At 52.9% G+C, this 25088-nt stretch carries 22 protein-coding genes and 1 other annotated feature; of the genes, 15 read left to right on the forward strand and 7 right to left on the reverse strand.

The window, feature by feature from the left end:
* Window positions 1-13 precede the first annotated feature (13 nt).
* Entirely contained in the window at window positions 14-646 is a 633-nt protein-coding gene (locus GZH47_RS28600) for a GNAT family N-acetyltransferase (RefSeq protein WP_162644353.1), read from the reverse strand.
* Window positions 647-911: 265 nt separating this feature from the next.
* Between GZH47_RS28600 and acsA the strand changes: the two genes are divergently transcribed.
* Window positions 912-2636 carry an acetate--CoA ligase gene (gene acsA / locus GZH47_RS28605; protein ID WP_162644354.1) on the forward strand — a complete coding sequence of 575 codons (1725 nt, stop codon included), beginning with the start codon at window positions 912-914 and terminating at the stop codon, window positions 2634-2636.
* Between the two features lie 95 nt (window positions 2637-2731).
* Here acsA and GZH47_RS28610 read toward each other — a convergent pair whose 3' ends face one another.
* Window positions 2732-5875, reverse strand: a complete 3144-nt coding sequence (locus tag GZH47_RS28610) for a transglycosylase domain-containing protein (protein WP_162644355.1) — start codon at window positions 5873-5875, stop codon at window positions 2732-2734.
* Between the two features lie 240 nt (window positions 5876-6115).
* Window positions 6116-6402: a binding site (T-box leader), on the forward strand.
* Window positions 6403-6451: 49 nt separating this feature from the next.
* Between GZH47_RS28610 and tyrS the strand changes: the two genes are divergently transcribed.
* The 5 genes from tyrS (at window position 6452) to GZH47_RS28635 (ending at window position 11882) form a co-directional block, all read left to right on the forward strand.
* The gene (tyrS, locus tag GZH47_RS28615) at window positions 6452-7705 is read left to right on the forward strand and encodes a tyrosine--tRNA ligase (RefSeq protein WP_192043663.1); all 1254 of its coding nucleotides are present in this window, start codon (window positions 6452-6454) and stop codon (window positions 7703-7705) included.
* 214 nt (window positions 7706-7919) lie between these two features.
* Window positions 7920-8447: an NfeD family membrane protein gene (locus GZH47_RS28620; protein ID WP_162644357.1), complete on the forward strand. Its 528-nt coding sequence runs from the start codon at window positions 7920-7922 to the stop codon at window positions 8445-8447.
* Between the two features lie 28 nt (window positions 8448-8475).
* Window positions 8476-9990 (forward strand): flotillin lipid rafts scaffold protein FloT, encoded by a 1515-nt coding sequence (locus GZH47_RS28625; RefSeq protein WP_162644358.1) that lies wholly within the window; start codon window positions 8476-8478, stop codon window positions 9988-9990.
* Between the two features lie 147 nt (window positions 9991-10137).
* On the forward strand, window positions 10138-10911 hold the full coding sequence (locus GZH47_RS28630; protein ID WP_162644359.1) for a helix-turn-helix domain-containing protein: 774 nt from the start codon (window positions 10138-10140) through the stop codon (window positions 10909-10911).
* A gap of 134 nt (window positions 10912-11045) precedes the next feature.
* Entirely contained in the window at window positions 11046-11882 is an 837-nt protein-coding gene (locus GZH47_RS28635) for a phytanoyl-CoA dioxygenase family protein (protein ID WP_162644360.1), read from the forward strand.
* Here the strand turns inward: GZH47_RS28635 and GZH47_RS28640 are convergent.
* Window positions 11858-12733, reverse strand: coding sequence for an AraC family transcriptional regulator (locus tag GZH47_RS28640; protein WP_162644362.1), 876 nt, complete (start codon window positions 12731-12733; stop codon window positions 11858-11860). The two genes, GZH47_RS28635 and GZH47_RS28640, sit on opposite strands and share 25 nt — an antisense overlap.
* Before the next feature lie 118 nt (window positions 12734-12851).
* Between GZH47_RS28640 and GZH47_RS28645 the strand changes: the two genes are divergently transcribed.
* A complete protein-coding gene (locus GZH47_RS28645) occupies window positions 12852-13955 on the forward strand; it encodes a glycoside hydrolase family 172 protein (RefSeq protein ID WP_162644364.1) in 1104 nt (367 codons plus the stop codon).
* 65 nt (window positions 13956-14020) lie between these two features.
* Here GZH47_RS28645 and rpsD read toward each other — a convergent pair whose 3' ends face one another.
* Window positions 14021-14620, reverse strand: a complete 600-nt coding sequence (gene rpsD / locus GZH47_RS28650) for a 30S ribosomal protein S4 (protein ID WP_162644366.1) — start codon at window positions 14618-14620, stop codon at window positions 14021-14023.
* Window positions 14621-15003: 383 nt separating this feature from the next.
* Between rpsD and GZH47_RS28655 the strand changes: the two genes are divergently transcribed.
* From GZH47_RS28655 to GZH47_RS28675, 5 genes are all read left to right on the forward strand, one after another.
* Window positions 15004-16872 (forward strand): sensor domain-containing diguanylate cyclase, encoded by a 1869-nt coding sequence (locus GZH47_RS28655; protein ID WP_225446256.1) that lies wholly within the window; start codon window positions 15004-15006, stop codon window positions 16870-16872.
* Window positions 16873-17092: 220 nt separating this feature from the next.
* Window positions 17093-17809: a hypothetical protein gene (locus GZH47_RS28660; protein ID WP_162644369.1), complete on the forward strand. Its 717-nt coding sequence runs from the start codon at window positions 17093-17095 to the stop codon at window positions 17807-17809.
* Between the two features lie 112 nt (window positions 17810-17921).
* Window positions 17922-19037 (forward strand): aminopeptidase, encoded by a 1116-nt coding sequence (locus tag GZH47_RS28665; RefSeq protein ID WP_162644371.1) that lies wholly within the window; start codon window positions 17922-17924, stop codon window positions 19035-19037.
* A 75-nt stretch (window positions 19038-19112) separates the two neighbouring features.
* Window positions 19113-19352, forward strand: a complete 240-nt coding sequence (locus GZH47_RS28670) for an HPr family phosphocarrier protein (protein ID WP_162644373.1) — start codon at window positions 19113-19115, stop codon at window positions 19350-19352.
* Between the two features lie 140 nt (window positions 19353-19492).
* Window positions 19493-19774 carry an Fpa/YlaN family protein gene (locus GZH47_RS28675; RefSeq protein ID WP_162644375.1) on the forward strand — a complete coding sequence of 94 codons (282 nt, stop codon included), beginning with the start codon at window positions 19493-19495 and terminating at the stop codon, window positions 19772-19774.
* Window positions 19775-19887: 113 nt separating this feature from the next.
* On the opposite strand, the gene cax is transcribed toward GZH47_RS28675, so the two are convergent.
* Complete coding sequence (cax, locus tag GZH47_RS28680) at window positions 19888-20949, reverse strand: calcium/proton exchanger (protein WP_162644377.1); 1062 nt, start codon at window positions 20947-20949, stop codon at window positions 19888-19890.
* A gap of 156 nt (window positions 20950-21105) precedes the next feature.
* Between cax and GZH47_RS28685 the strand changes: the two genes are divergently transcribed.
* Window positions 21106-21489, forward strand: a complete 384-nt coding sequence (locus GZH47_RS28685) for an Asp23/Gls24 family envelope stress response protein (RefSeq protein WP_162644379.1) — start codon at window positions 21106-21108, stop codon at window positions 21487-21489.
* Window positions 21490-21555: 66 nt separating this feature from the next.
* Here GZH47_RS28685 and ftsW read toward each other — a convergent pair whose 3' ends face one another.
* Window positions 21556-22734, reverse strand: coding sequence for a putative lipid II flippase FtsW (gene ftsW / locus GZH47_RS28690; RefSeq protein WP_162644382.1), 1179 nt, complete (start codon window positions 22732-22734; stop codon window positions 21556-21558).
* Window positions 22735-22752: 18 nt separating this feature from the next.
* The gene (locus GZH47_RS28695) at window positions 22753-23097 is read right to left on the reverse strand and encodes a YugN family protein (RefSeq protein WP_162644384.1); all 345 of its coding nucleotides are present in this window, start codon (window positions 23095-23097) and stop codon (window positions 22753-22755) included.
* Between the two features lie 215 nt (window positions 23098-23312).
* Here GZH47_RS28695 and GZH47_RS28700 point away from each other — a divergent pair, with 215 nt between their 5' ends.
* Together GZH47_RS28700 and GZH47_RS28705 are read left to right on the forward strand one after the other, a co-directional pair.
* The gene (locus tag GZH47_RS28700; RefSeq protein WP_318653393.1) at window positions 23313-24518 is read left to right on the forward strand and encodes a M20 family metallopeptidase; all 1206 of its coding nucleotides are present in this window, start codon (window positions 23313-23315) and stop codon (window positions 24516-24518) included.
* A gap of 106 nt (window positions 24519-24624) precedes the next feature.
* Window positions 24625-25068 carry a CBS domain-containing protein gene (locus tag GZH47_RS28705; RefSeq protein WP_225446257.1) on the forward strand — a complete coding sequence of 148 codons (444 nt, stop codon included), beginning with the start codon at window positions 24625-24627 and terminating at the stop codon, window positions 25066-25068.
* Window positions 25069-25088 lie beyond the last annotated feature (20 nt).

Consider the following 25088-nt stretch of genomic DNA (forward strand, 5'->3'; position numbering starts at 1 on the left):
ACGCCGGTGCTGGTTAGTACATGAACCGCTGCCTGAAGCGGACGCGGTCGAATTGCTGAATGGAGCTTAATGGCACTTCACGGCCAATACGAACCATGAGACAGTTCGCGGGATGGGCGCAAATTTCGGGATCGTCCGTCGCAAACCAAACCATGCCGGCTTCTTTCATGAGGTTCTCCATCATGGCACGGTAATCCCAGACGCTCAGCCCAGTTCCTTCGAGATCCCAGTGCCAGTAATATTCCGTCGTGTACACGATGACGTTCTCCAATTGCTCCCGCTCGAAAGAGAGCAGAATCAACCGTTTGGCTAATCCGAGACCGCGATAGTCGTCAGCCACTTCGACTGCGCCTAGCTCGATCAAATCCGCCATATTGCCTTCCGACCAGGTTTCGAGCTCATCTGGATAATGGAAGGTCACATAGCCGACGATCATGTCGCCGTCCCTGGCCGCGATTATGCGTCCTTCGGGAAGATCGGCGATTTCCAGTAGCGCTTTGTATTGCTCGGGCGGACGACGAAAAGCATCCAATTGGTCATGCAGCCTCATATTCGCCAGCCGATCGACAGGAAGCGGACCTTCAATGACGATTTCCCGGCCTTGAAAAGGAACGATTTCGGTGTTCGGCAGTTTGCGGTGTTCCAAAGAAGTCGGCTCCTTTCTCAAATATAAGACACTATAAGGTTTCGACTTATAGCCAAACTTATATTTCACCGGAATGAAACGCAAAGCGCAGTCGTAAGGACGGCGATAGCGGTTTCATCTTATGCTACCCTACTTATATCAAAAAAAAGTTAAAATGAAAAGCATGGCCTGTATAGCGATAGACATGATATAATATGAAAGCGTATTCGGGCACAACGGAAAGAGAGAATAAGCGGTTTTACTATGGGCAGGAGGATGATGATTCATGAGTAACACGCATCAGGAACGGATTCCGGCAACGGCATCCGGCTCCAACATGGCAAGCTATGATGAAACCTATGCGCAATTTAGTTTTGACCAGCTCGACAAGCAATTCTCTTGGCATGAAACGGGCAACGTAAACATGGCCTATGAAGCAATCGACCGTCATGTCGCTGAAGGACGCGGCGGCAAAGTTGCTCTCTACTATAGCGACAACGCGAGGGACGAGTCGTATACGTTCGAGGAAATGGCGAAACAGTCTAACCGGTTTGCTAACGTGCTTCGCGGTCTTGGCATTAACAAAGGTGAACGCGTTTTCATCTTCATGCCGCGTACGCCGGAATTGTATTTCAGCCTGCTCGGCGCGCTGAAGATCGGCGCCGTGGTTGGTCCGCTGTTCGAAGCGTTCATGGAAACGGCGGTCAGAGACCGGCTGCAGGACAGCAGCGCAACCGCGATCGTCACGACGCCAGCGCTATTGTCGCGTATTCCGCGCGAGGAATTGCCGGGCTTGAAGCATATCATCGTCATGGGCGATGACGTGCAGGCAGGGGGCGGCATCGTTGATTACAAAGCAGAAATGTCGGCAGCGTCCGATTCGGCCGATATTGAATGGCTGGACCGCGAAGACGGCCTGCTGATTCACTATACATCGGGCTCCACGGGCAAGCCGAAAGGCGTTTTCCACGTGCAGAATGCCATGATCCAGCATTATTTCACGGGCCGTATCGTGCTCGATTTGCAGCCTGACGATATTTATTGGTGTACGGCCGATCCGGGCTGGGTGACCGGAACCTCGTACGGCATTTTCGCCCCTTGGCTGAACGGCGCGACGAACGTTATTCGCGGAGGTCGTTTCAGCCCGCAGGATTGGTACAAAACGATCGAGCGCTACGGCGTTACGGTCTGGTATAGCGCACCTACGGCGTTCCGCATGCTGATGGGTGCCGGGGATGACGTAGTCAGCCAATTCAACCTGTCCAGCCTTCGTCACGTGCTTAGCGTCGGCGAGCCACTAAACCCGGAAGTCGTTCGTTGGGGGATGAAAGTCTACCATCAGCGCATTCACGATACCTGGTGGATGACGGAGACGGGCGGACAGTTGATTTGCAACTATCCGAGCATGGATATTAAACCGGGCTCCATGGGCAAGCCGATTCCAGGCGTTCAGGCTGCCATTATCGACGACAGCGGCAACGAGCTTCCTCCGTACCGCATGGGCAACCTGGCTATTCGCACGCCTTGGCCGTCCATGATGCGCAAGGTTTGGAACAATCCTGCCAAATACGAAGAATATTTCCGTATCCCGGGCTGGTACATTTCCGGAGATTCCGCTTATCGCGATGAAGATGGCTACTTCTGGTTCCAAGGCCGGATCGACGATGTCATCAATACGGCAGGGGAGCGCGTCGGACCGTTCGAAGTCGAAAGCAAGCTTGTCGAGCATCCCGCCGTTGCCGAAGCAGGTGTCATTGGGAAACCAGATCCGATGCGCGGCGAAATCATTAAAGCGTTTGTGGCGCTTCGAGAAGGTTTTACGGCTTCGGACGAATTGAAGGCCGACATTACGAAGTTTGTCAAAGAAGGTCTCTCTGCGCATGCTGCGCCGCGAGAGATCGAATTTAAGGATAAGCTGCCGAAGACGCGCAGCGGCAAGATCATGCGCCGCGTATTGAAGGCATGGGAACTGAATCTGCCGACGGGCGATCTGTCCACCATTGAAGACTAACAGTTATGAATGGCGAATGGAACTGAGCTAGCGCCGCTTCGCGGCAACAAAAAAACTTCCGCTGCATCGATTCGATGCGGCGGAAGTTTTTTGTTTTATTTCAAGCCTACGGTGCTGGAAGTCGGGGATTCGCCCGTTTCATTCACGGCCGTTACTTGGAAGTAGCCGCTCGTCAGCGGGGATACATATTCGAATCTCGCTTCGTTGGTAGAGCCGATCTTATCGAATCTACCGTTGCTGGTTGTGCTGTAGTACACATTGTAGCTGGTTACCTGTTCAGCTGAGGCGTTATCGGCCCAAGTCAGCTTAATGCCGATATCCGTGCTTGCAACGGATACGCTCATCGGAGCCGCTGGCGCGGAGAGTCCGGATTGAGCCGCTGTACCGTTATTGGCTGCTGTACCGCTACCGGTCTGCGCATCGTTATCGAGCGGGAGCCCCGTGATGCCTGAGGCGCCCCCGTCCGAGTTCATTTCTGGCCCTGTCGGCGTAGAAGGGAAGACGCCGGATGAGACGATTGCGCTCGGGGCAGATTCATGGCCCGCCACGTCGACAGCGGTCACGTAATAAGAATAAGTGGCAGCATTGCCGATGTAGCTGACGAATTTGGAATCTTGACCGGTAAGAACAGGGCTGCCTGTATTGCCGAACGGGCCGTCATTGACGGCGCGATAGAGTCGATAACCGACGACATCCTTATCCGGAGACGGTTTGAATGTAATCCGGTAAGCATTTGTCGTAGACAACTTCTCGAGCGACGTGCTCGACGGCGGGCTAGGCGCTCTGCCGTCGTCGACGCGCGGATCGACGATGGACGGCGCATCCTTGCCAGCGTCGGCCGGTACGTAGACGCTCATCGGTTTGCGGCTGGAGGCCGGCAGCTTCGCTTGCGCCGCTTCGATTTCTTGCATCAGCTGGTCAAGCGGTTGCTCGCGTTTGACGACCAGCATCTCCTTGACCATATCGGACGGCGTGGACGGCTGCGGAATGTAGTTGACGCCGTTATAAGAAATGACCGACATTTTGACAAGCGCGTCGTCCGATTCCTTCGGCAGAAACTTCGCGTTGAACCAATCCGTTACCAATTTGCCCGAGCTGCGCGTTAAATCCGTCGGCAGCTTGCCGCTTAGGCTGGAAACCGTAGATTTGACGATTCCCGACGGCATCGTGAAAGTCTTGGTCGGGAAGAGCTCCGGACGTTCCGTCGTCACTTCGTTCATAATATCCGACCAGATGATTCTCGCCCGCTCGCGCTCCGGCTTCGACAGCGTGTATTTCTGCTTCTCGTAGCCGACCCATACGCCGAGCGTAACGTCCGGCGAGAAGCCCATGAACCAAACGTCTCCGTAGCTTTGGGTAGAGCCGGTTTTACCGACAACCGGGATTTTGCCGTAATTTTTGAAATACGTCGTAATCTTATGGCCGGAACCGTTCGGTTCCGAAATGACCGTCCGGAGCATGTCCGTCATCAGGAAAGCCGTCTGCTCCGAGAAGACGCGAAGCGGCTTGTCTTCGTGCTGATAGACGACCTTGCCGTCCGCATCGGTAATGCGACTGATCATGTAAGCGTCGTTGAAGACGCCGTTATCGGCAATCGCGCCGTATGCGTTCGTCAGCTCTTCGACGGATACCCCGATGCTCAGACCGCCGATAACGCCCGTTTGCGCATAATCGTCTTCCGGCTGAATCGTCGTGATGCCGAGTTTTCTCGCGAATTTCCAGGCTTCCGGAATCGTTACGATATTGTTGAACACTTTAAGTGCCGGAATATTCAGCGAGCGGTTCAGCGCATCCCTAGCCGTCACGAGGCCGTAAAATTTGTTCGTGACGTTCATCGGAATGTGATAGCCCTTCTGACCGTCCTTCATGACGATCGGCGAATCGTCGATGACGCTTGCCGGCTGAATAAGTCCTTTGTCGATGGCAGGTAAATAAGCCGCAATGGGTTTCATTGTGGAGCCCGGCTGACGCGTCATCTGCGTCGCGTGGTTTAACTGCTCCGTATAGAAGTCGCGGCCTTCCAGCATGCCGAGAATGGCGCCGGTTTTGTGATCCAGCATGATCGCGCCTGTCTGCTCCAAGCCTTTCTCCTTGCTGTCGCCTCCGAAATTGTTCGGATCCGACCCGACTTTATGCATGGAGTTGTACACTTTCTTATCGATCGTGGTGAAGATGTGATAACCGCCGCGGAGCAGATGCTGCCGGGCTTCTTCAAGCAGCGGTGCATTTTCCTTCTTCTTGACGTCTTCCGGTGTCAAGTTCGGATTCTCGTGCAAGAGCAGCAGCTCCGCCGCTTGGCGTTCGGATTCCAGCATCAGGAACGGGAATGTCGAGTATGCTTTCTCCGTCGGCTTGGCCAGCGAACTCTCGACGTCGAAGGCCAACGCCTCGTCGTATTGCTCTTGACTGATCCGGCCTGTTTCCAGCATTCGTTTCAATACGATATGCTGTCTGTCCATGGCGAGTTTGAATCCGGATGGATTAAACTTGCCCTTGCTCGTGAAAGCCGTATAAGCGGACGGACGCTGCGGCAAACCGGCCAAGTACGCGGATTGCGCGATATTGAGCTGGTTCAGGTCGGTAATGTTGAATATGCCTTTGGCAGCCGCCTTAATGCCATACAGATTGTAGCCGCTGTTACCCGTGCCGAATTGGACCTTATTCAAATAAGCGGTCAGAATTTCGTCCTTGGTCATGAAACGTTCAATCCGCAGCGAGAGGAAGATTTCTTTCGCTTTACGGCTGTCTGTTTTATCGAGCGTCAGGAAAACCTGACGTACCAGCTGCTGGGTCAGCGTGCTGCCGCCGGTTTGCGTATCCTCGTTCAGCAGCTTCTGCTTGACCGCCCGGCCAAGTCCGTTGAAGTCGACGCCGATGTGCTTGTAGAAGTTATTATCTTCCGTCGCCAGAACAGCGTTGATGACCTGTGGGGGAATGTCTTCCCGCTTGATCAGGCGCCGATCCTCTTCTGTGCGCAATTGACCCACGGGAGTTTGTCCATCATTGAAATACACGAAGCCCGTAATGGAGTTCTCATCGATCTTCGCTTCGATTTCCTCTCTAGAGCGAACGGGTTCGTCTTTTACGAATGAGGCCACATAGCCGGCTACTGCGGCTGCACCGAACAATCCGATTAAAATACCGAAGATAAAGAGCCATTTAAATGTTACGAACGTCACGATTCCAAAAGTCCGCCATTTGCTGTATCCTTTTGTGTGCGGTTGACGGTCTTGATCCATAGAATGATTAGCCTCCTCCGATTAACGTCATTATTATAGCATAAATCGCCAATCGAGTAGGAGTCTTTGGCCGACGAATTTGTCTATGCTTCGACCATTTCACCGCTTGTTACGGGCTTCCGTTGACTTTGTTTGCACGTCTGTGGTATAACGGGACACAAGAAAGAAACGGGATCGGCCGACTTACCGCCGGCGCTGCGTGTTTCTTCCGGAATCATGGATTTAATTACAATTGCATATTGATACGCGTTGACAGGCATCAGTAGAGATGCGGGCCGCGATTCCAGAGAGCCGGTGGATGGTGCAAACCGGTACGTGCCGCATGTCGAATTACCGCCTCGAGCCGATCGGACGAACGAACGTTTTCCAGTCCCTTGGAATCGTTTCTCCAGTAGTCTGCATCCGGATAATATCCGTTACGATAATGAAGTGAGAGCCGCATGTTCGGCCTTCCCGGCAGTTCGCTGCACGGAAGCCGGCGGCTCTAACGAGGGTGGTACCGCGAGCAAATCCTTCTCGTCCCTTGAGGACAGAAGGATTTTTTGTTATTTTCCGAAAAGGGGATGGGCTCGCATGGTGAAATGGGAACAATTGACGGCTGCGCAGCAGCAGGAAGTCGAGCGTCAAATGGCGGTTATTCGACGAGGCGTTGTCGAGATCGTGCCGGAAGACGACATGAAAGCAAAGGTCATACATGCAGTTGCGACAGGCAAGCCGCTTAAAGTGAAGTTGGGTCTTGATCCTTCCGCGCCGGATATTCATATCGGGCATACGGTCGTACTGCATAAGCTCAGACAATTTCAGCAGCTCGGCCACGAAGTCCAGCTTATTATTGGCGATTTCACGGGACGCATCGGGGATCCGACGGGGAAATCCGAGACGCGCAAGCAGCTCAGCGAAGAAGACGTGAAGCGTAACGCCGAAACGTACCAGAAGCAAATCTACAAGCTGCTCGATCCGGCCAAGACAACGGTGTACTACAACTCCGAATGGCTCGGTCCGATGAACTTCGCGGAAGTCGTGGCACTGTCGGCGAAATTGACGGTCGCTCGCATGCTGGAAAGGGACGATTTTACGAAGCGGTACCAATCCGGCCAGCCGATCAGCATACATGAATTTTTCTATCCGCTTATGCAGGGCTACGATTCCGTGACGCTTGAAAGCGACGTCGAGCTCGGCGGCACGGACCAGAAGTTCAACGTGCTGATGGGCCGCACCTTGCAGAAGGAATACGGCAAAGCGGCGCAGGCCGTCATTATGACCCCGCTCATCGAAGGCCTTGACGGCGTGAACAAGATGAGCAAGAGCTTGGGCAATTACATCGGCATCGATGAAGAGCCGAACCAAATTTACGGCAAGTCGATGTCGATTCCGGACGCGCTCATGCTGAAATACTACGAATTGGCAACGGATATCGGCAGCGAAGAGCTGGATCGGCTGCGAGACGGCATTGCAGATGGCAGCAAGCACCCGCGTGACGTCAAAATGGCGCTTGCCCGCAATTTCGTGCACATGTACCACGGCGAAGAAGCGGCGGCGGCGGCCGAGCGGCATTTCATTACCGTATTTCAGAAGCGGGCGCTGCCGGACGATATTCAATCCGCTACGCTGTCCGTCTCCGAATTGCAGGATGGCCGCATCGGTATTCTGAAGCTGCTGACGAAGCTCGAACTCCAGGTTTCTTCCAGCGAGGCGAAACGAAGCGTTCAACAAGGCGCCGTACGCATCAACGAGCACAAAGTCGAGGACTGGTCGGCAGAGATTACGCTGGCTGATGGAGACATTGTACAGGTTGGCAAACGGAAATTCGTGAAAGTGGTTCTTCAATAATGGAAACCGGTACTAAGCTTATCGTGCGAATGCGTTCGCAGGGTAAGCTTATTTTATTATCTCCTCCGAACCTTCCAATACATTCAATCCGTGCATCCATCTGCCCATGCAGGTGATGCAATTCTGACGTCGAGCGAAACTTCTCGGCACGCCTGTCGTAATAAATAACGGATGGAATTCTAAAATATGGAATCGCAAGAATTGGAGGGAGGGCATGGAAGGCTTATTTCTCGGCTGTTTATTCGGCGGCATATTGTTCGCGATCGTCAGCGTGGTCTTGGGCGACTGGCTCAGTCTCGCGCTGGACGGCATGCTCGATTTCTTGTCGCTGGACGGCGTACCCGTACTCCAGCCGACTGCGATCGTCGGCGGAATTACCGTTTTCGGCGGAGCGGGATTGCTGCTCCTGCATCACAGTGCACTCGGCACTGCCGCGATTGTAGTCATTGCTGCCCTGGGCGCCATAGCGGCTGCAATCGGCCTTTATTATCTGTACATTCGTCCCATGGAACGGAGCGAACATTCGACCGGTTATTCCATGAAAGAACTGACCGGCATGCGAGGCGAAGTGACGGTGCCGATACCGTCCAGCGGGTTCGGGGAAGTAACGGTGAAGACCGGGATGGGTTTGACGAACCATATCGCCGCGAGTTTTGACGGGGCTGAGCTCGCAGTAGGCTCCCGGATTGTCGTCATCGGCGTAGAAGACCATACGCTCCTCGTTTCGAAATTGGAGCTCTAAACGCAGTAAGAGAGGGGAATTTATTCACATGCCTGATTACTTAATCATCCCAGCCGCCGTCGTAGGCGTTCTGATCCTGCTAGGTCTTGCCTTCTGGGCAAGGTACCGAACCGTAGGACCGGATAAAGCGATGATCGTGACGGGATCTTTTCTTGGAAACCGCAACGTGGCCGCCGATGAGTCGGGACGCAAGAACAAAATCGTCCGTGGCGGCGGCGCATTCATTCTGCCGATCTTTCAGGAATCGGACTTCCTGTCGCTGCTGTCTCATAAGCTCGATGTTTCAACGCCCGAAGTCTTCACGGAGCAAGGCGTTCCTGTATTCTGCGACGGCGTGGCGATTATCAAAATCGGCGGCTCCGTCGAAGATATCGCAACGGCTGCCGAGCAATTCCTTGGCAAACCGACGGAGGCGCTGAAGAGCGAGGCCCAAGAAGTGCTGGAAGGCCACTTGCGTTCCATTCTCGGCGGGATGACCGTCGAAGAAGTATACCGGAACCGCGATAAGTTCGCGCAGGAAGTACAAGGCGTCGCGGCGCGGGATCTGAAGAAGATGGGACTGCAGATCGTCTCGTTCACGATCAAGGACGTTCGCGATAAGCACGGGTACTTGGAGGCGCTCGGCAAGCCGCGGATCGCCGCCGTGAAGCGCGATGCCGACATCGCAGAAGCCGAAGCGGTCAGAGATTCCCGAATTCAGAAGGCCCGCGCGGAAGAAGAAGGCTTGAAGGCCGAGCTGCTGCGCGATACGAATATCGCGGAAGCGGCCAAGACCAAGGAATTGAAGGTGGCTTCCTTCAAGAAGGAACAGGACTCCGCCAAGGCCGAAGCCGACCAGGCATACGCGATCCAGGAAGCGAAAGCGAAACAGCTCGTCGTCGAAGAACAGATGCAGGTCGAGATCGTGCGGAAAGAACGCGAAATCGATCTGGAAGGCAAGGAAATTCTCCGCCGCGAGAAGCAGTACGACGCGGAAGTGAAGAAGAAGGCCGACGCCGACCGGTATGCGGTGGAGCAGGCGGCCGAAGCCGATAAGGCGAAGCGGATGCGCGAAGCGGACGCCGCGCAGTATTTAATCGAAGCGGAGGCGAAAGCAAATGCGGAGCAGAAGCGTCTGGACGGACTTGCGATAGCGGATGCCGAGCGGGCGAAAGGTACGGCGGAAGCCGACGTTATCCGTCTGCGAGGTCTGGCGGAAGCGGAAGCCAAGGAGAAGCTGGCCCGGGCGTTCGAATTGTTCGGCGAAGCAGCCGTGCTCGATATTATTGTGAAGATGCTGCCTGAATTGGCCGGCAAGATCGCGTCTCCGATCGGCGCGATCGACAAGCTGACCGTCGTTGACACCGGTCACGGCGAAGGCGCTGCCCGCGTCAGCAACTACGTGACATCGCTTATGGCGACGGCGCCGGAAATGCTGAAGAGCGTTTCGGGCATCGACCTGAATGCGCTGGTTAGAGGTTTGACGACGCGAAATGCGCCTTCGTTGGCTAACGCCGGCGCGTCGCTTCAGACAGAGGCTGCGGCTAAAGGCGACATCGCTTAAGAAGACCTATTCGCGTCAGAAAGACTCGCTCTCGACAGAGCGGGTCTTTCTGTGCATACCATCGTATTTCTGCGATTGCGCACAGGAAATAGGCATCCGCGACGCGAAATTAATATGCACGACATCGGAGAGCGGGAGGTTGCCGGATTGATCAAACTGCATAGCTGTTACGTGAAAGATTTTCATGGCAAATGGGAAATGGGACGAAGCGTGACGCAGTACAATCTGCTTCTCGTCGTGACGAAAGGCAAGATCGTCTACTGGGTGAACGACGATACGGTCTATTTGCAGAAAGGCGACGTGCTCTTCATCCCGGCCGGATCGGTGCGAGGCGGTACTTCCCAGGAAGAACATCAGCGCTACGCGACGCATTTTGCGCTCGAAGATCATGACCGTGAATTGCTTCCGATCTTGGGGGAAGAGCGTTACTGCAAAACGACGATCGGCGCATTCGAATATTTCAAGCAGCGCTTCCTCCTGTTGAAGCACCATCGGCTGATGAGCGGGCCTTATTCGGAAACGACCTGCTATGCCATCATTCTGGAGCTTCTCGGCATCATCAATTACGAACGGGACAAGTGGAAACTTCCGGCGAAGAAGATCGACATGGCGGAAGATATCAAACAATACATGCTGGAACATTACAGGGAACCGGTAACGCTGAGCGATCTGGCCGCGTTCACGGGGCGGACGCCGAATCATATCACGCATTCATTCAAGTCGGTGACGGGATTGACGCCGATCGAATATTTGCATCATGTTCGTATTGCCAAGGCGAAGGAGCTGATGTGCGATAAAGTCATGCCCATCAGCGAAATTGCGGACGAAACGGGGTTTTGCGATCAGGCATACTTCAATCGGGTGTTCAAGAAACTCACGGGCTGCTCGCCAACGGCATTCTTGAAGGGCAGGACAGATTGAATTCAGCTTTGATAGCGTTCTCATCGTAATCGTTGAATTACACAAAAGAAAACCGGATCGTTAATCGAAACCGCCCGGATTAACTTTTATGATAGAGACAGGAACTACATGAATCAATCCGGAGGGGATCCAAGATGAATCCATCGTGTCTGAAGTATGCACTAACGGAAGAAGAGCGCAAAACGTTTAACGAAACCGGCTATCTAATCGTGGAGAATGCACTGTCCGAAGATCAGGTTGCAAGCATTACTGCGGAGTTCGACCGGATTTACGAAGACAAGCTCAGCGCAGGGCATGATCCGAAGACGGCGCTGTTTTATCCAAATTTCATTCCTGATCACGATGTTTTCCTGGATCTGGTCGACTATGAGAAAGTACTGCCGAAGGTTTGGGGTCTGCTTGGATGGAACATCTACTTGTATCACGCGCATATGATCTCGACACCGCCGTCCGGACAGCAGAAGAACGATGCGACATTCGGCTGGCACCAAGACAGCGGGCGCGTCAACATGGAGATGGAATCCCACCCGCGTCCTCGGCTATCGCTGAAAGTAGCCTACTTCTTATCCGACGTCTCCGAACCGGACCGCGGCAATTTCTGGGTCGTCCCAGGCAGTCATTTGAATGATAACTTGGCGATCCCGGCAGATCGCCAGGGCCAGCCGGAAGGCGCCATCCCCGTGCGCGTCAAGCCGGGAACAGCGGTTTTCTTCGACCGTCGCCTCTGGCATGCGGGAACGCCAAACTGGTCGGAGATGACGCGCAAGGTGCTGTTTTACGGCTATGGCTACCGTTGGATTCGCACGAAGGACGATATGACCGTTCAGCATCTGTGGGAGCGCAGCGAGCCGATACGCCGCCAGCTGTTGGGCTATGGCGTGAATTGCAACGGCCATTACACCCCGACCGATGCCGACGTGCCGCTTCGGACCTGGTTGAAGGAGCATCAGCCCGAGATGGTTTCGCGGTAGCGGGAAGGACTGCAGCCTTCATAGGACTTGAATGCACGGCTGAATGCATGGATCGACGAATACCCAAGCTGATCGGAGATCTCCTGAAAAGATAAGTACGTGTACTGAATCATGGTTTTCGCTTTTTCCATCCGGATTTGCTGATGATATTGGATCGGCGTCCGCTGAAATACGTTTTTGAACAGATGAATTAAATAGAACTTGCTGATATGGAACCGATCCTCGAGCTCATCGAGATTCACGTTGCGATGCGCGTTATGATCGATATAGGATCGAATTTCCGAAAGCAGTTCAAGCTGGCCGCCGCCCAGAGCTTTGCTGCCCCAATATTGCTCTCTCATGATGAGAGAGAGGATGTCGAGCAAGCGGCTCTTCATGCGGAGCTCATGGAAAGGCGGCTTCGTTTCGAATTCCCGTATCAATTCAAACAATGCCTGTTCCAATGGAAGCGGATCACCCGGCCGAAAATGCGATGGAATGAAATACGGCCGGGTATCCAGCTCGTTCGGGCGCAGCCATCCCCGTTCCTTGGCATTCATTTGCTTCAACGGCTTGAAGGAAACGCCGACCTCCCGGCTGTCAGGCTGGGCGAACAAATCGAAATGAACATGCGGCTGGCGAATCGGCATGCCGCCGATGACCTGGATCGCATGCGTTTGCCCCGGCTTGAAGAAGAAGTAATCCCCTGCACGCCCCTTGTACGTCTCGCCCTCCACCGTTACAAGCAGCTGGCCTTCCATCAGATAAAGCAGTTCGTAGTCCCAGATGACGCGTTCGTCGATTTTCCACGAAGCATCCAGCACGCTGTCGATTGCGACCCTAATATAGGGGCAAAGCTGTTCGATCTGCAACTCCAACACCTCAGCAATAATTGATAAATAACTGAACAATATCAGGTAACGGATATTCTCACTATTCATTATATAATAGGTCCGTCATAGCACAATATCTGATACATGAGGTGAAGACATGCTGCAAAATAACGGACTAGGTTTAGGGTTGTCTTCCGCGCCGCTCGTAACGAAAGCGCGGACAAGGTCGATTACGGCAGAGAATCCGAACGGTGAAAAAGGACAGGGCGGCAAAGAAGCGAGCAATCTCGGGGTCGGCAGAAAAGGCCGTCCGGCGATTACATTGATCGCGGGTGAAGAGGTTACGCTCGCTTCGATTCAAGGGACGGGGATCATCCAGCATTTCTGGATTACCGTCACCGATAAAACAGGCAATGGGCATGCGGGACAATTCGTGCTTCGCGACTTGGTCATTCGCATGTATTGGGACAACGAAGCCGAGCCGTCGGTAGAAGTCCCGCTGGGTGATTTCTTCTGCAACGGCTTCGGCATTCGCACCAACGTAAATTCGCTTCCGATTTCCGTCGTGCCTACGGGCGGCATGAATTGCTATATTCCGATGCCGTTCCGGACATCCGCGAAAATCACGATCGTGAATCAGCATGCTGCCGACATTGGCGGATTCTTCTATGCGTTCAATTATTCCTTGGTGGACGAGCTGCCTGAGAATACGGCGTACTTCCATGCTCAATGGCGCCGGGAAGCAGTCACCGAGCTCGGCAAAGACTATACCATCCTCGACAACGTGAAAGGCGAAGGGCATTATATCGGAACGTACCTGGCATGGGCGGCATTGGAGCGTAATTGGTGGGGCGAAGGCGAGATCAAGTTCTACATGGATGGAGACGAGGAATGGCCGACCATCTGCGGTACGGGCGTAGAGGATTACGTGGGCGGCGCATGGTGCTTCAACAACATGAAGATCAATGAACCGGAATCGTATTCCACGCCGTACTTGGGCTATCAGTTCTACAAGGAAACGACCAAAATCGATGCATGGTATGGACACAATGTACCAATGCACGGGATGTACCGCTGGCATATGCTCGACCCGATCCGATTCGAAAAGGATCTGCGCGTCACGATTCAACAAATCGGCCATAATTCCGTGGAATTGTTCGAACGCTCCGACGATGTTTCTTCGGTAGCCTATTGGTATCAAATGGAGCCGCATGCTCCGTTCCCTGCATTGCTTCCGCCTAGCAAGAGATGGCCTCGATAAACGGGACCGGCGAGTAAATGTGCAAAAAAAGAGGTCCAAAGCGATTGCTTTGGACCTCTTGCTTATTAACGGCTGTAGAACTCGACGATTTGTTTCTCGTCGATCTCTTGCGGAAGCTCAGCACGTTCTGGAAGACGAACGTATTTGCCTTCAACAGCAGCGTCGTTGAATTCCAGGTAGTTTGGAAGGAAGTTGCGTCCGCCCAAAGCTTCTTTGATGGATTTCAGTGCACGGCTGCGCTCACGCAGGCCGATTACGTCGCCAGTGGAAACCGTGTACGAAGCGATGTCGACTTTCTTGCCGTTTACTGTAACGTGACCGTGGGATACGAGTTGACGCGCACCGGCACGGGAGTTAGCAAAGCCAAGACGGTAAACCAGGTTGTCCAGACGGCTCTCAAGAAGGGCCATGAAGTTTTCACCGGCAATACCTTTAAGTTTCGATGCTTTGTCGAACAGGTTACGGAATTGTTTTTCGTTCACGCCGTACATGTGGCGCAGTTTTTGTTTTTCTTGCAATTGAATGCCGTAGCCGCTCATTTTCTTGCGTTGGCCCGGGCCGTGTTGACCTGGAGGGAAAGCGCGTTTCAATTCTTTGCCTGTACCGCTAAGGGAAATGCCGAGGCGGCGGGATAGTTTAAACTTAGGGCCTGTATATCTTGACATGTGTCGTAAAACTCCTTCTTCAAATGGAATGTTTGAAAATGGGTGTTTCGCCGAGTACTGTCCCCACTGCATTGAAAGAGTCAATGCGGTATTATCAGGCATGTTCAGCCGCAGGCCTGATAGCGACAGCCTCCGTGAGGGTGACACAAAACCGTTCCCATGTATTCAACTATAAATATTATATAAATTCACAGCATAATGTCAAGCGTTTCAAGGTTAGAAGTCGATTAAAGAAACCTCGCCCGCATAATTTGACAAAAGTGTAACTTAAGTCCTATTTCAGCCCATCAATTGTAGTGCAATCAATCTATAATTCAAGTATAGTTAAACTAGGAATCTTAACCAGATCTAAAAGGTGCTACGAGGGTGAGGTGATGCTGCGTATGATGAGTTCCAAAGACATGACAATGTCGAATTCCGCTGCACGTTGGGAAATCGATATCCTGGAGGCGCAGCAGCCTGACGTTTGGTTACCGAAAGGCGATTTCCTTGCCAATCACGAGTATATCGTACGAGGATTATTAAAGGAAGCTTGGAATCGATGGCATTCGCAAGCCATGACCATATCTTCGCCATTGCTGCATCATCACATGCAACTATTGGACGCTGAAGGCGGCCTTCTGATCGAGTCGGCAATCGGCGATGATCTCCCGAATACGGGGACGGAAGCCATTCTAGCGCCATTGAACAGCAGAAGAAGCACAGGCTGTATTGCACGGTTGAAGTTAGCGTCGGCGGACAAGACGGAATCCTTCCTGCTTCCCTTGTTGGAAGCCGCGGCTTTGACGATGCAGGAGATGTACGACCATGCATATGATTTGCTTATAGTCAGACAGATGATGAACCAGCAGCAAATCATAGATAAAGAGGCGCGCGGCCGGGATTATTTGTTTCAAGCTGCGAAGCGTCTCCATGACCAGAACGACGTTTATTCGGTCCTTCACGTATTGCTCGATGACGTGGAAGTCATGTATCCCGGCGCCAAGGTCAATTTATACTTGTCGCAGGATTTCGTCTACTCGGACAGCAGGGTCAAACCATTGTTGCTGCGTCATACGAACGATGATTTGAACGCCAATGCGTTCTTGACGGGCAAGCCTGTTACGGCTGACGAGGACGGGGGAGGAATTAAGCTTGCCATCCCGCTGCGGGGCAATCAGGCCGTCTATGGCGTGCTGAGCTTAAGCTTGCAGCAGCGATGGGACGAGTTCGAACATCGATCCATGGTGATGTTGGTCGATACGGCTGGATCCGCATTCGAGAATGCCAAATTGTATGAGCAGTCCAACTTGCTGATCAGTGAATTGCAGCTCATTAACGAATTGACGAAGCGTCTGAATCAATCGCTGCGGCTCAATGAAGTGTTCGATTTTGCGTTGACCGAGCTGATGACTATTTTCAAAGCGGATTACTGCCATTTGTTGCAAATCAGCAATGACGGCAGCAACTTTCAAATCATGGCGAGCAACGTGCCGATGACGGATACCGAGTCTTATTCGACTTCAACCGGATTTGGCGGTATCGTGATAAGGACCAAGGAACCGTTAATCATATCCGATTATTGGTCCACTCGGGTTGTGGATTCTAAATTAATGGATGCATCGGGAGCGAGATCGCTGATTGCGGCCCCGGTTATGGCGGGATCCGCCGTCGTTGGCGTCATTATGGTTTCCCATCAGAGCCCGAATTTTTTCTCCTACGAGAACTACAAGCTGCTTCAAGTATTGTCGACGCATATCGGACTTGCGGTTTCCAATGCCTCGCTTCATGCCGAGGTGAGGCGGATGGTCATTACAGATAATTTAACCGGCTTGCATGCGCGGCATTACCTGAACGAACAGATTCATCTTCGTCAGCGAAAGGATCGCTGCGGCTCGCTCGTGCTGGTGGATATCGACCATTTCAAGCGCGTCAACGATACGTTCGGCCATCTGATCGGCGATCAAATTCTTGTCGCGGTTAGCGACGTCATCCGCAATTGCATACGCGATACGGATATCGCCGCACGCTGGGGCGGCGAAGAGCTGGCCGTTTATTTGCCGCAAATCCGGACCGGACAAGCGTACCGCATAGCCGAGCGAATTCGCAGCACGGTGGAAGGGCAAACGGACCCTACAGTGACGGTATCCTGCGGAATATCGGAATGGTCTTTCGACGAAGAGAAGATCAGCGTGGAATCGTTGTTTTACAGAGCGGACATGGCGTTGTACGAAGCGAAGAAGAACGGCCGGAACCGCATTTGCGTCGGCTGAGTGCAGCACTGAGGAAGCAGTAATTTATAAAAGCGAAAGTTTGAACATTAGCAATGCGGCGGGCGCCTAAGCGTAAGCCGTTTTTTTTGACTTTATTGACTTTATTGTCCTTATGGACCTTTGTCGAGTGGATAAGTTCAACATGCGTACATAAAGAATGAAATTCAAACAGACGCTATCCGGTAATGGAGGATCAAGCATTGAAGGATGGTGAATCAGAATGAATTCGTGGAAATTATGGGCCGTATGCTGCGTTTGCCTGGTGTTATCGGGATGCGCCTATGGAGGCAGCCGTTCACCGAAAGAATTGCTTGCCTTGTCCGTCTCGGGGTTGTCTGGCGTGGACCGATATACGTTTAGCGGAGATGCCGGAATCGGAAGCGGCAGTCAAACGGTTAGCAATCCGGTCGCTTTCCACGGTACGGTCGAAGATCATAAAGTTGTTAAGGTGAAGGGAAGCAGCATGAATGCGTTAACGTCCACGGTGAATCCGCTCGAACTGCTGAACAGCATCAAAGCGGCGGCGGTCAAGACGGAACTCGTGCCCGAGGAATCGAACGATGAGCAGACGGTGCTGCGGGTCACGTCGGATCCGAAGCATGCGGCTGCCAAGTGGGCGACTCAGCTGCGCGGCGAGTTTGGTTTGCTGGAGAAGAAAGTCCCCGCTAATCTCACTGCCAAGCAGCAAGGGGGACAGATGCATAACGCTGCGGGGCCATCCGCGCTGCAAGAAGAATGGAATGGCGAAATTGCCCGATCCAAACGAGAGCTCGAGGCGATGCTTTCGACCATGCAGGTGCAATCGTCCTGCAAACTGGTGATCGACCGAAAGAAGATGCTGCCGCGTTCCCTGGAAGAGCGGACAATCTTCCGTTATCAGGCGGACGGGAAGCCGGCAGAGGAAAATCGGATGACGCGGCTGAACTTCAACTTATAAGATCATGTGACGTCTCCTAGAGGGGAACGAACGGCCCAAATTGCCGCCTCCGTGCATCGGGCAACCAAACATGATAATATACTTGCGTACGAAATGAAGTGGAGGTAATGTGATGCGTGATCCTAGAATGCAAAAGCTTGCGGAAAACCTGGTCGGGTATTCCATCAACGTTCAACCCGGAGAAAATATTCTAATCGATATGATTGGCTCGGAACGCGATCTTGCGAAATGCTTGGTCGAAGAGGTCGCCAAGCGCGGTGGCCGTCCGTTCGTGGAGACGAGCGACAGATCCGTGCTTCGTTCGATGCTGATGAACGCGACGGAAGAGCAGATAAAACTGTGGGCGTCCTTCGACCTGAAGCGGATGGAGGCCATGCAGGGCTACATAGCCGTTCGTTCGGGCGAGAACATCAACTCGCTGGCTGACGTACCAAGCGACAAAATGAAGTTGTACGATAAATATTACCGGCATCCGATTCACTCGGAGCAGCGCGTGAAGCATACGAAGTGGGTCGTGCTGCGTTATCCGAACCACTCCATGGCTCAGCTTGCCAATATGAGCACGGAAGCGTTCGAGGATTTCTACTTCGACGTGTGCAACCTGGATTATGCGAAAATGGACAAAGCGATGGACCCGCTGGAAGCAATGATGAAGAAGACGGACCGCGTACGTATCGTAGCGCCGGGTACGGATTTGACATTCTCCATCAAGGGAATCGGAGCGAGCAAGTGCGCTGGCGAGAAAAACATCCCGGACGGCGAAGTGTACAGCTGCCCGATTCGCGATTCCGTGCAGGGCACCATCACGTACAACGCGCCTTCGGTGTATTCGGGCGTGACGTTCGAGAACATTTCGTTTACGTTTAAAGACGGCAAGATCATCGAAGCGACGAGCAACAATACGGAGAAGCTGAACGAAATTCTCGACATGGACGAAGGCGCCCGTTACATCGGCGAATTCAGCCTCGGCTTCAACCCGTACATCCTCCATCCGATGAAGGATATTCTCTTCGACGAGAAGATCGCGGGCAGTCTCCATTTCACGCCGGGTCAAGCTTATGAGGATACAGACAACGGCAACCGTTCCGCGGTACACTGGGATTTGGTGCTTATTCAACGACCGGAATACGGCGGCGGCGAAGTCTACTTCGACGATGTCCTGATCCGCAAAGACGGCTTGTTCGTTATCCCGGAATTGGAAGGTTTGAATCCAGAAAATTTAACGTAAAGCTCTTGTAGGAATATCGAAATCGAGTTATGATTATTGAAGTTAGCGAATAATCTAAATAATGGAGGGATTCCCATGTCCAATAATGCGGCAATCGTTGATATTTCTCAAACGGCCAATAAATTCCGGTCGTCCATCGTACTTCAAGCCGAGAATAAATACATCGACGTTAAAAGTATCCTTGGCCTCTTCACGACATTGGTCGGCGGACACTCCTACGAGCTTCACGTCCACGGTCCCGATGCAGCAGAAGCCCAAGCGGCAATGGCAGAAGTATTCGCCAAGCACAATTTGAATGTTCAAGTAATTGAATAGTTTTTCGTTCTAAGATACAAGGAAAGCGCTTCACCGAATATTCGGTGAGGCGCTTATTTGTTTTGACCTTGTACAATCCTTTGTTTTCGTCTAATATAAAGGGTATAAGACGATTTAGCTTATGCACAAGGAGGAGTACGATGTCTTCATCCGATGTTCTTATTCACTTGCATCAAAAAGCGCTCAATCTCCTTCACGAGGATGCCAATAAAATCGAGAAACTAATCGAAGTTCAAATGGAAAACTTGACGACGAGACAATGTCCGCTCTATGAAGAAGTGCTGGATACTCAAATATATGGCTTTTCCAGAGAAATCGATTTTGCGATTCGTGCGGGGCTAGTATCCGAGGTTGTTGGCAAGGAAATCATCAGTAAGCTGGAACGGAATTTGGCTCAGCTATACGAAGCGTTGGAGAAGTAGCCGCAGATCCGTGCAGCTGCTTTTTTTTTTCTCCGCGAAACCCATGCGATGATTACATAGAAAAAAAGACGCTCCCGCGGGATCCCGCGGGAGCGTCTTTTTTAAAATTAGCGTTAGACCAGGTAGAACGAAATGCCGAGAATGATATAAACGAAGATGAGCAGTGCGCCTTCGTACCAGTTCGTCGTGCCGTCCTTGGATATCGACTTGGCGATAAAGACGGATACGGCAATGGCTGCAAGTTCGATCGGGGTAAAAACGATGTCCATCGTTTCTCCGAAGAATGTGCTGATCAGGATCAACACCGGAGCCACGAACAAGGCGATTTGCAAACTGCTGCCGACGGCGATTTCCACGGCTGCGCCGATTTTGTTCTTCATGGCAAGCATGACTGCCGCGCTGTGCTCGGCTGCATTGCCGACGATGGCAATGAGGAAGGCGCCGATAAACACTTCCGAGAAACCGAACTTGGCCGTAAACGTATGTAAGGTGCTGACGAGCCATTCGCTGACGAACGCGGTCATGACCGTTGCCAGGATGAGGAACAGGATGGACGTCGACTTGGACCAAGCAGCCTCTTCTCCGTGGTCGGGCGTCGTTTCCTCCACGTCCGCGAGAATATCCTTGTGCGTGATCATGGAGAACACCAGCCACAGGATGTAAGCGACGATCAGGATGCCGGCAATGGTCAAGCTGAGAAGCTTCGATTTGTCGGCATCGAAATGCTGCGTCGAGATGAAGATCGCCGGAATGCCGAGCGCGATGACGGCCAGAATCATCAGGGAAGAGTTATGGCTGGCCAATTGAACGTTAAAGCGCTGCTCCTTGAACTTCAGTCCGCCAAGGAACACGCTCGCGCCTAATACGAGCAGCAGGTTTCCGATGATCGAGCCCGTAATGCTCGCTTTCACCATGTCGAAGAGTCCTTCGCGTACCAGGAAGATCGCAATGATCAACTCTGCCGCATTACCGAACGTCGCATTCAGGAAACCGCCCAGCCGCTGTCCGGCGTAATGAGCGACGCTCTCGGTCGCTTTCCCCAGAAAGCCCGCTACGAACAAGATGGCCAGAGCGGAGATAATGAACTCTGCAATCGTTCCGAAATGGGCATAGTGACTAACACCGCTTAGTACAAATAGACCGATTAATAAAGCGAAAAACAGTTTCTGATTCAATGTTCCAGGCACCCCATATTTGAAAATTGGAAATTCTGTTAACACTATAGCTGAAAAAAACGTTTGTGTAAACTTGGTTATGCGCGAATGGAATGCCTTGCTTCGAATGTACGCTTCAATTACAATGGAAACATAAGGTGACAAGGAGTGAGTGGCATGACAGAAGAACTTCAAACCGGCATCATTCGTATTTCAGACGACGTAGTCGCCACCATCGCAGGCTTGGCTGCGCTAGAAACTCCTGGGATTGCTGCTATGTCCGGGGGGATATCAGAAGGTCTTGCGAAACGTCTCAGCGGCAAGAATGCGCAGAAGGGCGTTTCCGTCGAGGTAGGTCAGCTCGAAGCGGCAATCGATCTGCGGATCATCGTGAAATACGGTATTCCGATTCAGGAAGTGTGCAGGCAGTTGCAGGAGAACGTGCGTGAAACGGTTGCTACGATGACCGGACTGCACGTCGTGGAAGTCAACATCAAGGTTGAAGGCGTTGCCTTCAAAGAAGAAGAGACGGCATCCGAGGAAATCGCGCGTCTTAAATAAGCGTTATTAGCTGCAGAAAAGGCATGTCCCGTGTGGGACATGCCTTTTCTGCATGAATAGGCGAACTTATTTAGTGTTGGTTCTGGGTCTCGCAGAAGTCTTCTCCGGACGATTGTACTCGCGAGATATGCTGAGCAGAATGCCCATGCCAAGCAAGCATACGATGAGCGAGGAGCCGCCGTGGCTGATGAAAGGAAGCGTGACGCCGGTTAGCGGCATCGCACCAGTTACGCCGCCGATATTGACGATGGCTTGGACGGCGATCAGCCCGACGATGCCGACACCGACGATCGTACCGTAGGTATCGGGGCATCGAAGCGCGACAATCATTCCGCGCCATATAAAGAACAGATAAAAGAGCAGGAACAGCAAGCTGCCGATAAATCCGAACTCTTCGCCGATGACGGAGAAGATAAAGTCGCTATATGGATAAGGCATGTAATCCAGCTTCTGTATGCTATGGCCGAAGCCGGCTCCGGTAATTCCCCCATGCCCCAATGCTTCGAGCGAGCGCGAGAGATGGTAGGTCGTGTTCTGCATGTCAGATGTCGGATCCATGAAGGCCGTGAACCGGTTGATGCGGTAAGTCCAGCTGTCTGGATCATGAAGCATCGAAATGCTGACAAGCGCTGCCACAATCGAACCGATAATAATGCTGGACAAGAACAGCTGTTTCAAGTTTGCTCCGCCGGCAACGATGACGATGAGCGAAGCGCCGGCGATTACGATACATGCCCCGAGGTCGGGCTGCATCATGATAAGTCCGCAAATGACCGCGATTATAAGGAAGACCGGAATAAGTCCTCTCTTGAAATCTCGAAACTTCTCGCCTTTCTTGGCAATCAAGGAGCCCAAATAAAGGACAAGGCCCAGCTTTGCGAACTCAGTAGGCTGAATGCCGAGCGAGCCGATGCCGAACCAGCTGCGTGCGCCGTTTAAGTTCTTGCCGATAAACGGAACGAGGATGAGCATGATCAATACGGGGAAGAAGTAGACGATGAAACCTTTCTTAAACGCCGTATAGGGGATGTTCATGACCACGAACATGCTGAACGTGCCCAGCACCGCGAACTCCAGCTGGCGCTTCGTAAAGTAAAGGGCGTCGAAATTGTTGCTCTTGGAGATGGCCGCCGTGTTGGAGCTCGCGCTGAAAACCATAATCAGCCCGAACCCGACCAACAGGAGCGTGAGCACGAGAAGCAAGAAATCCGGCCTGCCGCGCAGGCCGTTCGTCTTTGGTTTCATTTGTGGACCCATCTTAGATTAGGCTAGCAGCTTCTTCAATTCTTGCAAGCGCTGCGTCGCAGCGTTCAGAATCGGCTGCGGGATTGGCGACTCGTAATCGAGACCGTGCGGGAAAGTAGCTCGTCCGATATAGACGGATTCCACTTGAAGCACGGCGTGTGCGGACTCCAGCTTGCCTTCAATCGCGCGGACGTTGAAGCGCAAGTAGTAATCCTCTCCGTTTGTACGGTCTTCCAGCTTTAAATCGTACGTTGCGCGGTAATATTCCCATTGCCAGCGAACGAAGCCGAGCTTCTCCGAGGACTCGTCAAGATGCGCGAGTTCGCTGCTCATGCCGTTCAAGCCTGTATTCTCAATAATCATGGATGATCCTCCTTCAAGCTTTAGAGCAAGTTTTATTCTTCAATGATAGTCGTTTTCATGGGGCAGTGCAAGCCTCCGCCCGTTAGCGTTCCGGCGCTAAAAGTGACAGCTTTACGAAAAATGTTGCCGTTTTATAGCAAAAAACTTCCGTATGCCATTTCGGTTCTGCTACAATAAGGAGATCATAATAATTGAACGTTAGGGGGTTTGTAAGCGTGAACTTGATTGCAAAGCTAGATGCACAGCTGCAAACTGCTTATCCGGAGATGGTGGCCTGGCGCCGATATTTGCATCAGCATCCGGAGTTGTCATTTCAAGAGAAGGAAACGTCCCGATGGATTGCCGCGAGGCTGAGGGAAATCGGCTGCGAGGTAAAGGAAGGCATCGGGGGCTATGGAATAGTCGCTTCCGTGCGAGGAGAGAAACCCGGTCCGGCAATCGCGCTTCGGACAGACTTCGACGCTTTGCCGATTCAAGACGAGAAGAAGACCGATTACATCTCAACAGTGCCTGGCGTCATGCATGCATGCGGGCATGACGCGCATACCGCAACGATGCTTGCGATCGCGGCTTTCTACCAGGCGAACAAGGACCAATTCGCCGGCGAACGCCGGTTCCTCTTCCAGCCGGCCGAAGAAGTGTCTCCCGGCGGTGCGATCGGGATGATCAACGATGGTGCGATCGACGGAATCGATGCCGTCTACGGCGTGCATTTGTGGACGCCGTTTCCATACGGCACCGTAGCTACGCGATCTGGCCCGTTCATGGCCGCGCCGGATGAGATTTACATCGATATCACGGGAAAAGGCGGACACGGAGCTCTGCCGCATGAAACGGTCGACGCGGTGCTTGTCGGATCCGCATTGGTACAGGCGCTGCAGACGATCGTAAGCCGCAGCGTGAATCCGCTCGATCCTTCAGTCGTGACGATCGGTTCCTTCCACGCAGGCTCGACGGCAAACGTGATCGCGGAACGCTGCCGGCTGGTCGGCACGGTTCGGACGTTCTCCGAAGACGTGCGCGCATTCGTCCGAGGCCGCTTGGAAGCGATCGTCAGCCACACGGCTTCCATGTACGGCGCGCAAGCTTCGCTGGAGTACCGCGACGGCTATCCTACGGTGGTGAACGATGCCAAGGAAGCAGAACGCTTCTTTAAAGTAGCCGTCGAAGCGTTCGACGCGGAATCGGTGAAGGAGTCCACGCTGATTATGGCGGGCGAAGATTTCGCTTACTATTTGCGCGAAGTTCCCGGATGCTTCATGTTCGTGGGAGCGGGCAATCCGGAATGCGGGGCGACGTTCCCGCATCATCACCCGCGTTTTGATATCGATGAACGCGCGATGCTGAAGTCGGCCAAGCTGATGGTTGCGATGGCGGAGGATTTTGCGGCAGAAGCCTTGTCTGGAGAATCCGAAGGATAGCAGGCATGAGAATGGCAACAGTTGTTGAACGCCGCCCGCGCATGACCGGCGCCGGTCAGGGCCAAGCTATGGGATGAAATATGTATCCCAAGGGAGGAACGCCGACGTGACACATTCAGTCAAAGAATTAATGTCGACGGACTGCGTGACGGCAACGCTGCTGGATAATGTCTACGAGCTAGCCGTATTGATGAGAGACCACGATATCGGGTTCGTACCGATCGTGGACGGGAAGAAGTTAATCGGCATCGTAACCGATCGTGATTTGGTCATTCGAGGCTATGCTGCGAAGCATTCGGGATCGACGGCCGTATCGGAAGTGATGACGACGGATATGAAGACGATCGATGCATGCACGACCGTCGACGAGGCGTCGAAGCTGATGGCGAGCAGCCAGATCAGGCGGCTTCCTGTCGTGGAGAACGGCAATCTCGTCGGAGTAGTATCGATCGGCGATTTGGCGATTCAGGACATATTCGTCGATGAAGCCGGCGAAGCGCTTAGCGGCATCTCCCAACAGGGGGATGCCTCGCAGGCTGCTTATCATTAACGAAAAGAATGAAAAGCTTA

It is taken from the genome of Paenibacillus rhizovicinus (assembly GCF_010365285.1).
Classification (GTDB): Bacteria; Bacillota; Bacilli; order Paenibacillales; family Paenibacillaceae; genus Paenibacillus_Z; species Paenibacillus_Z rhizovicinus.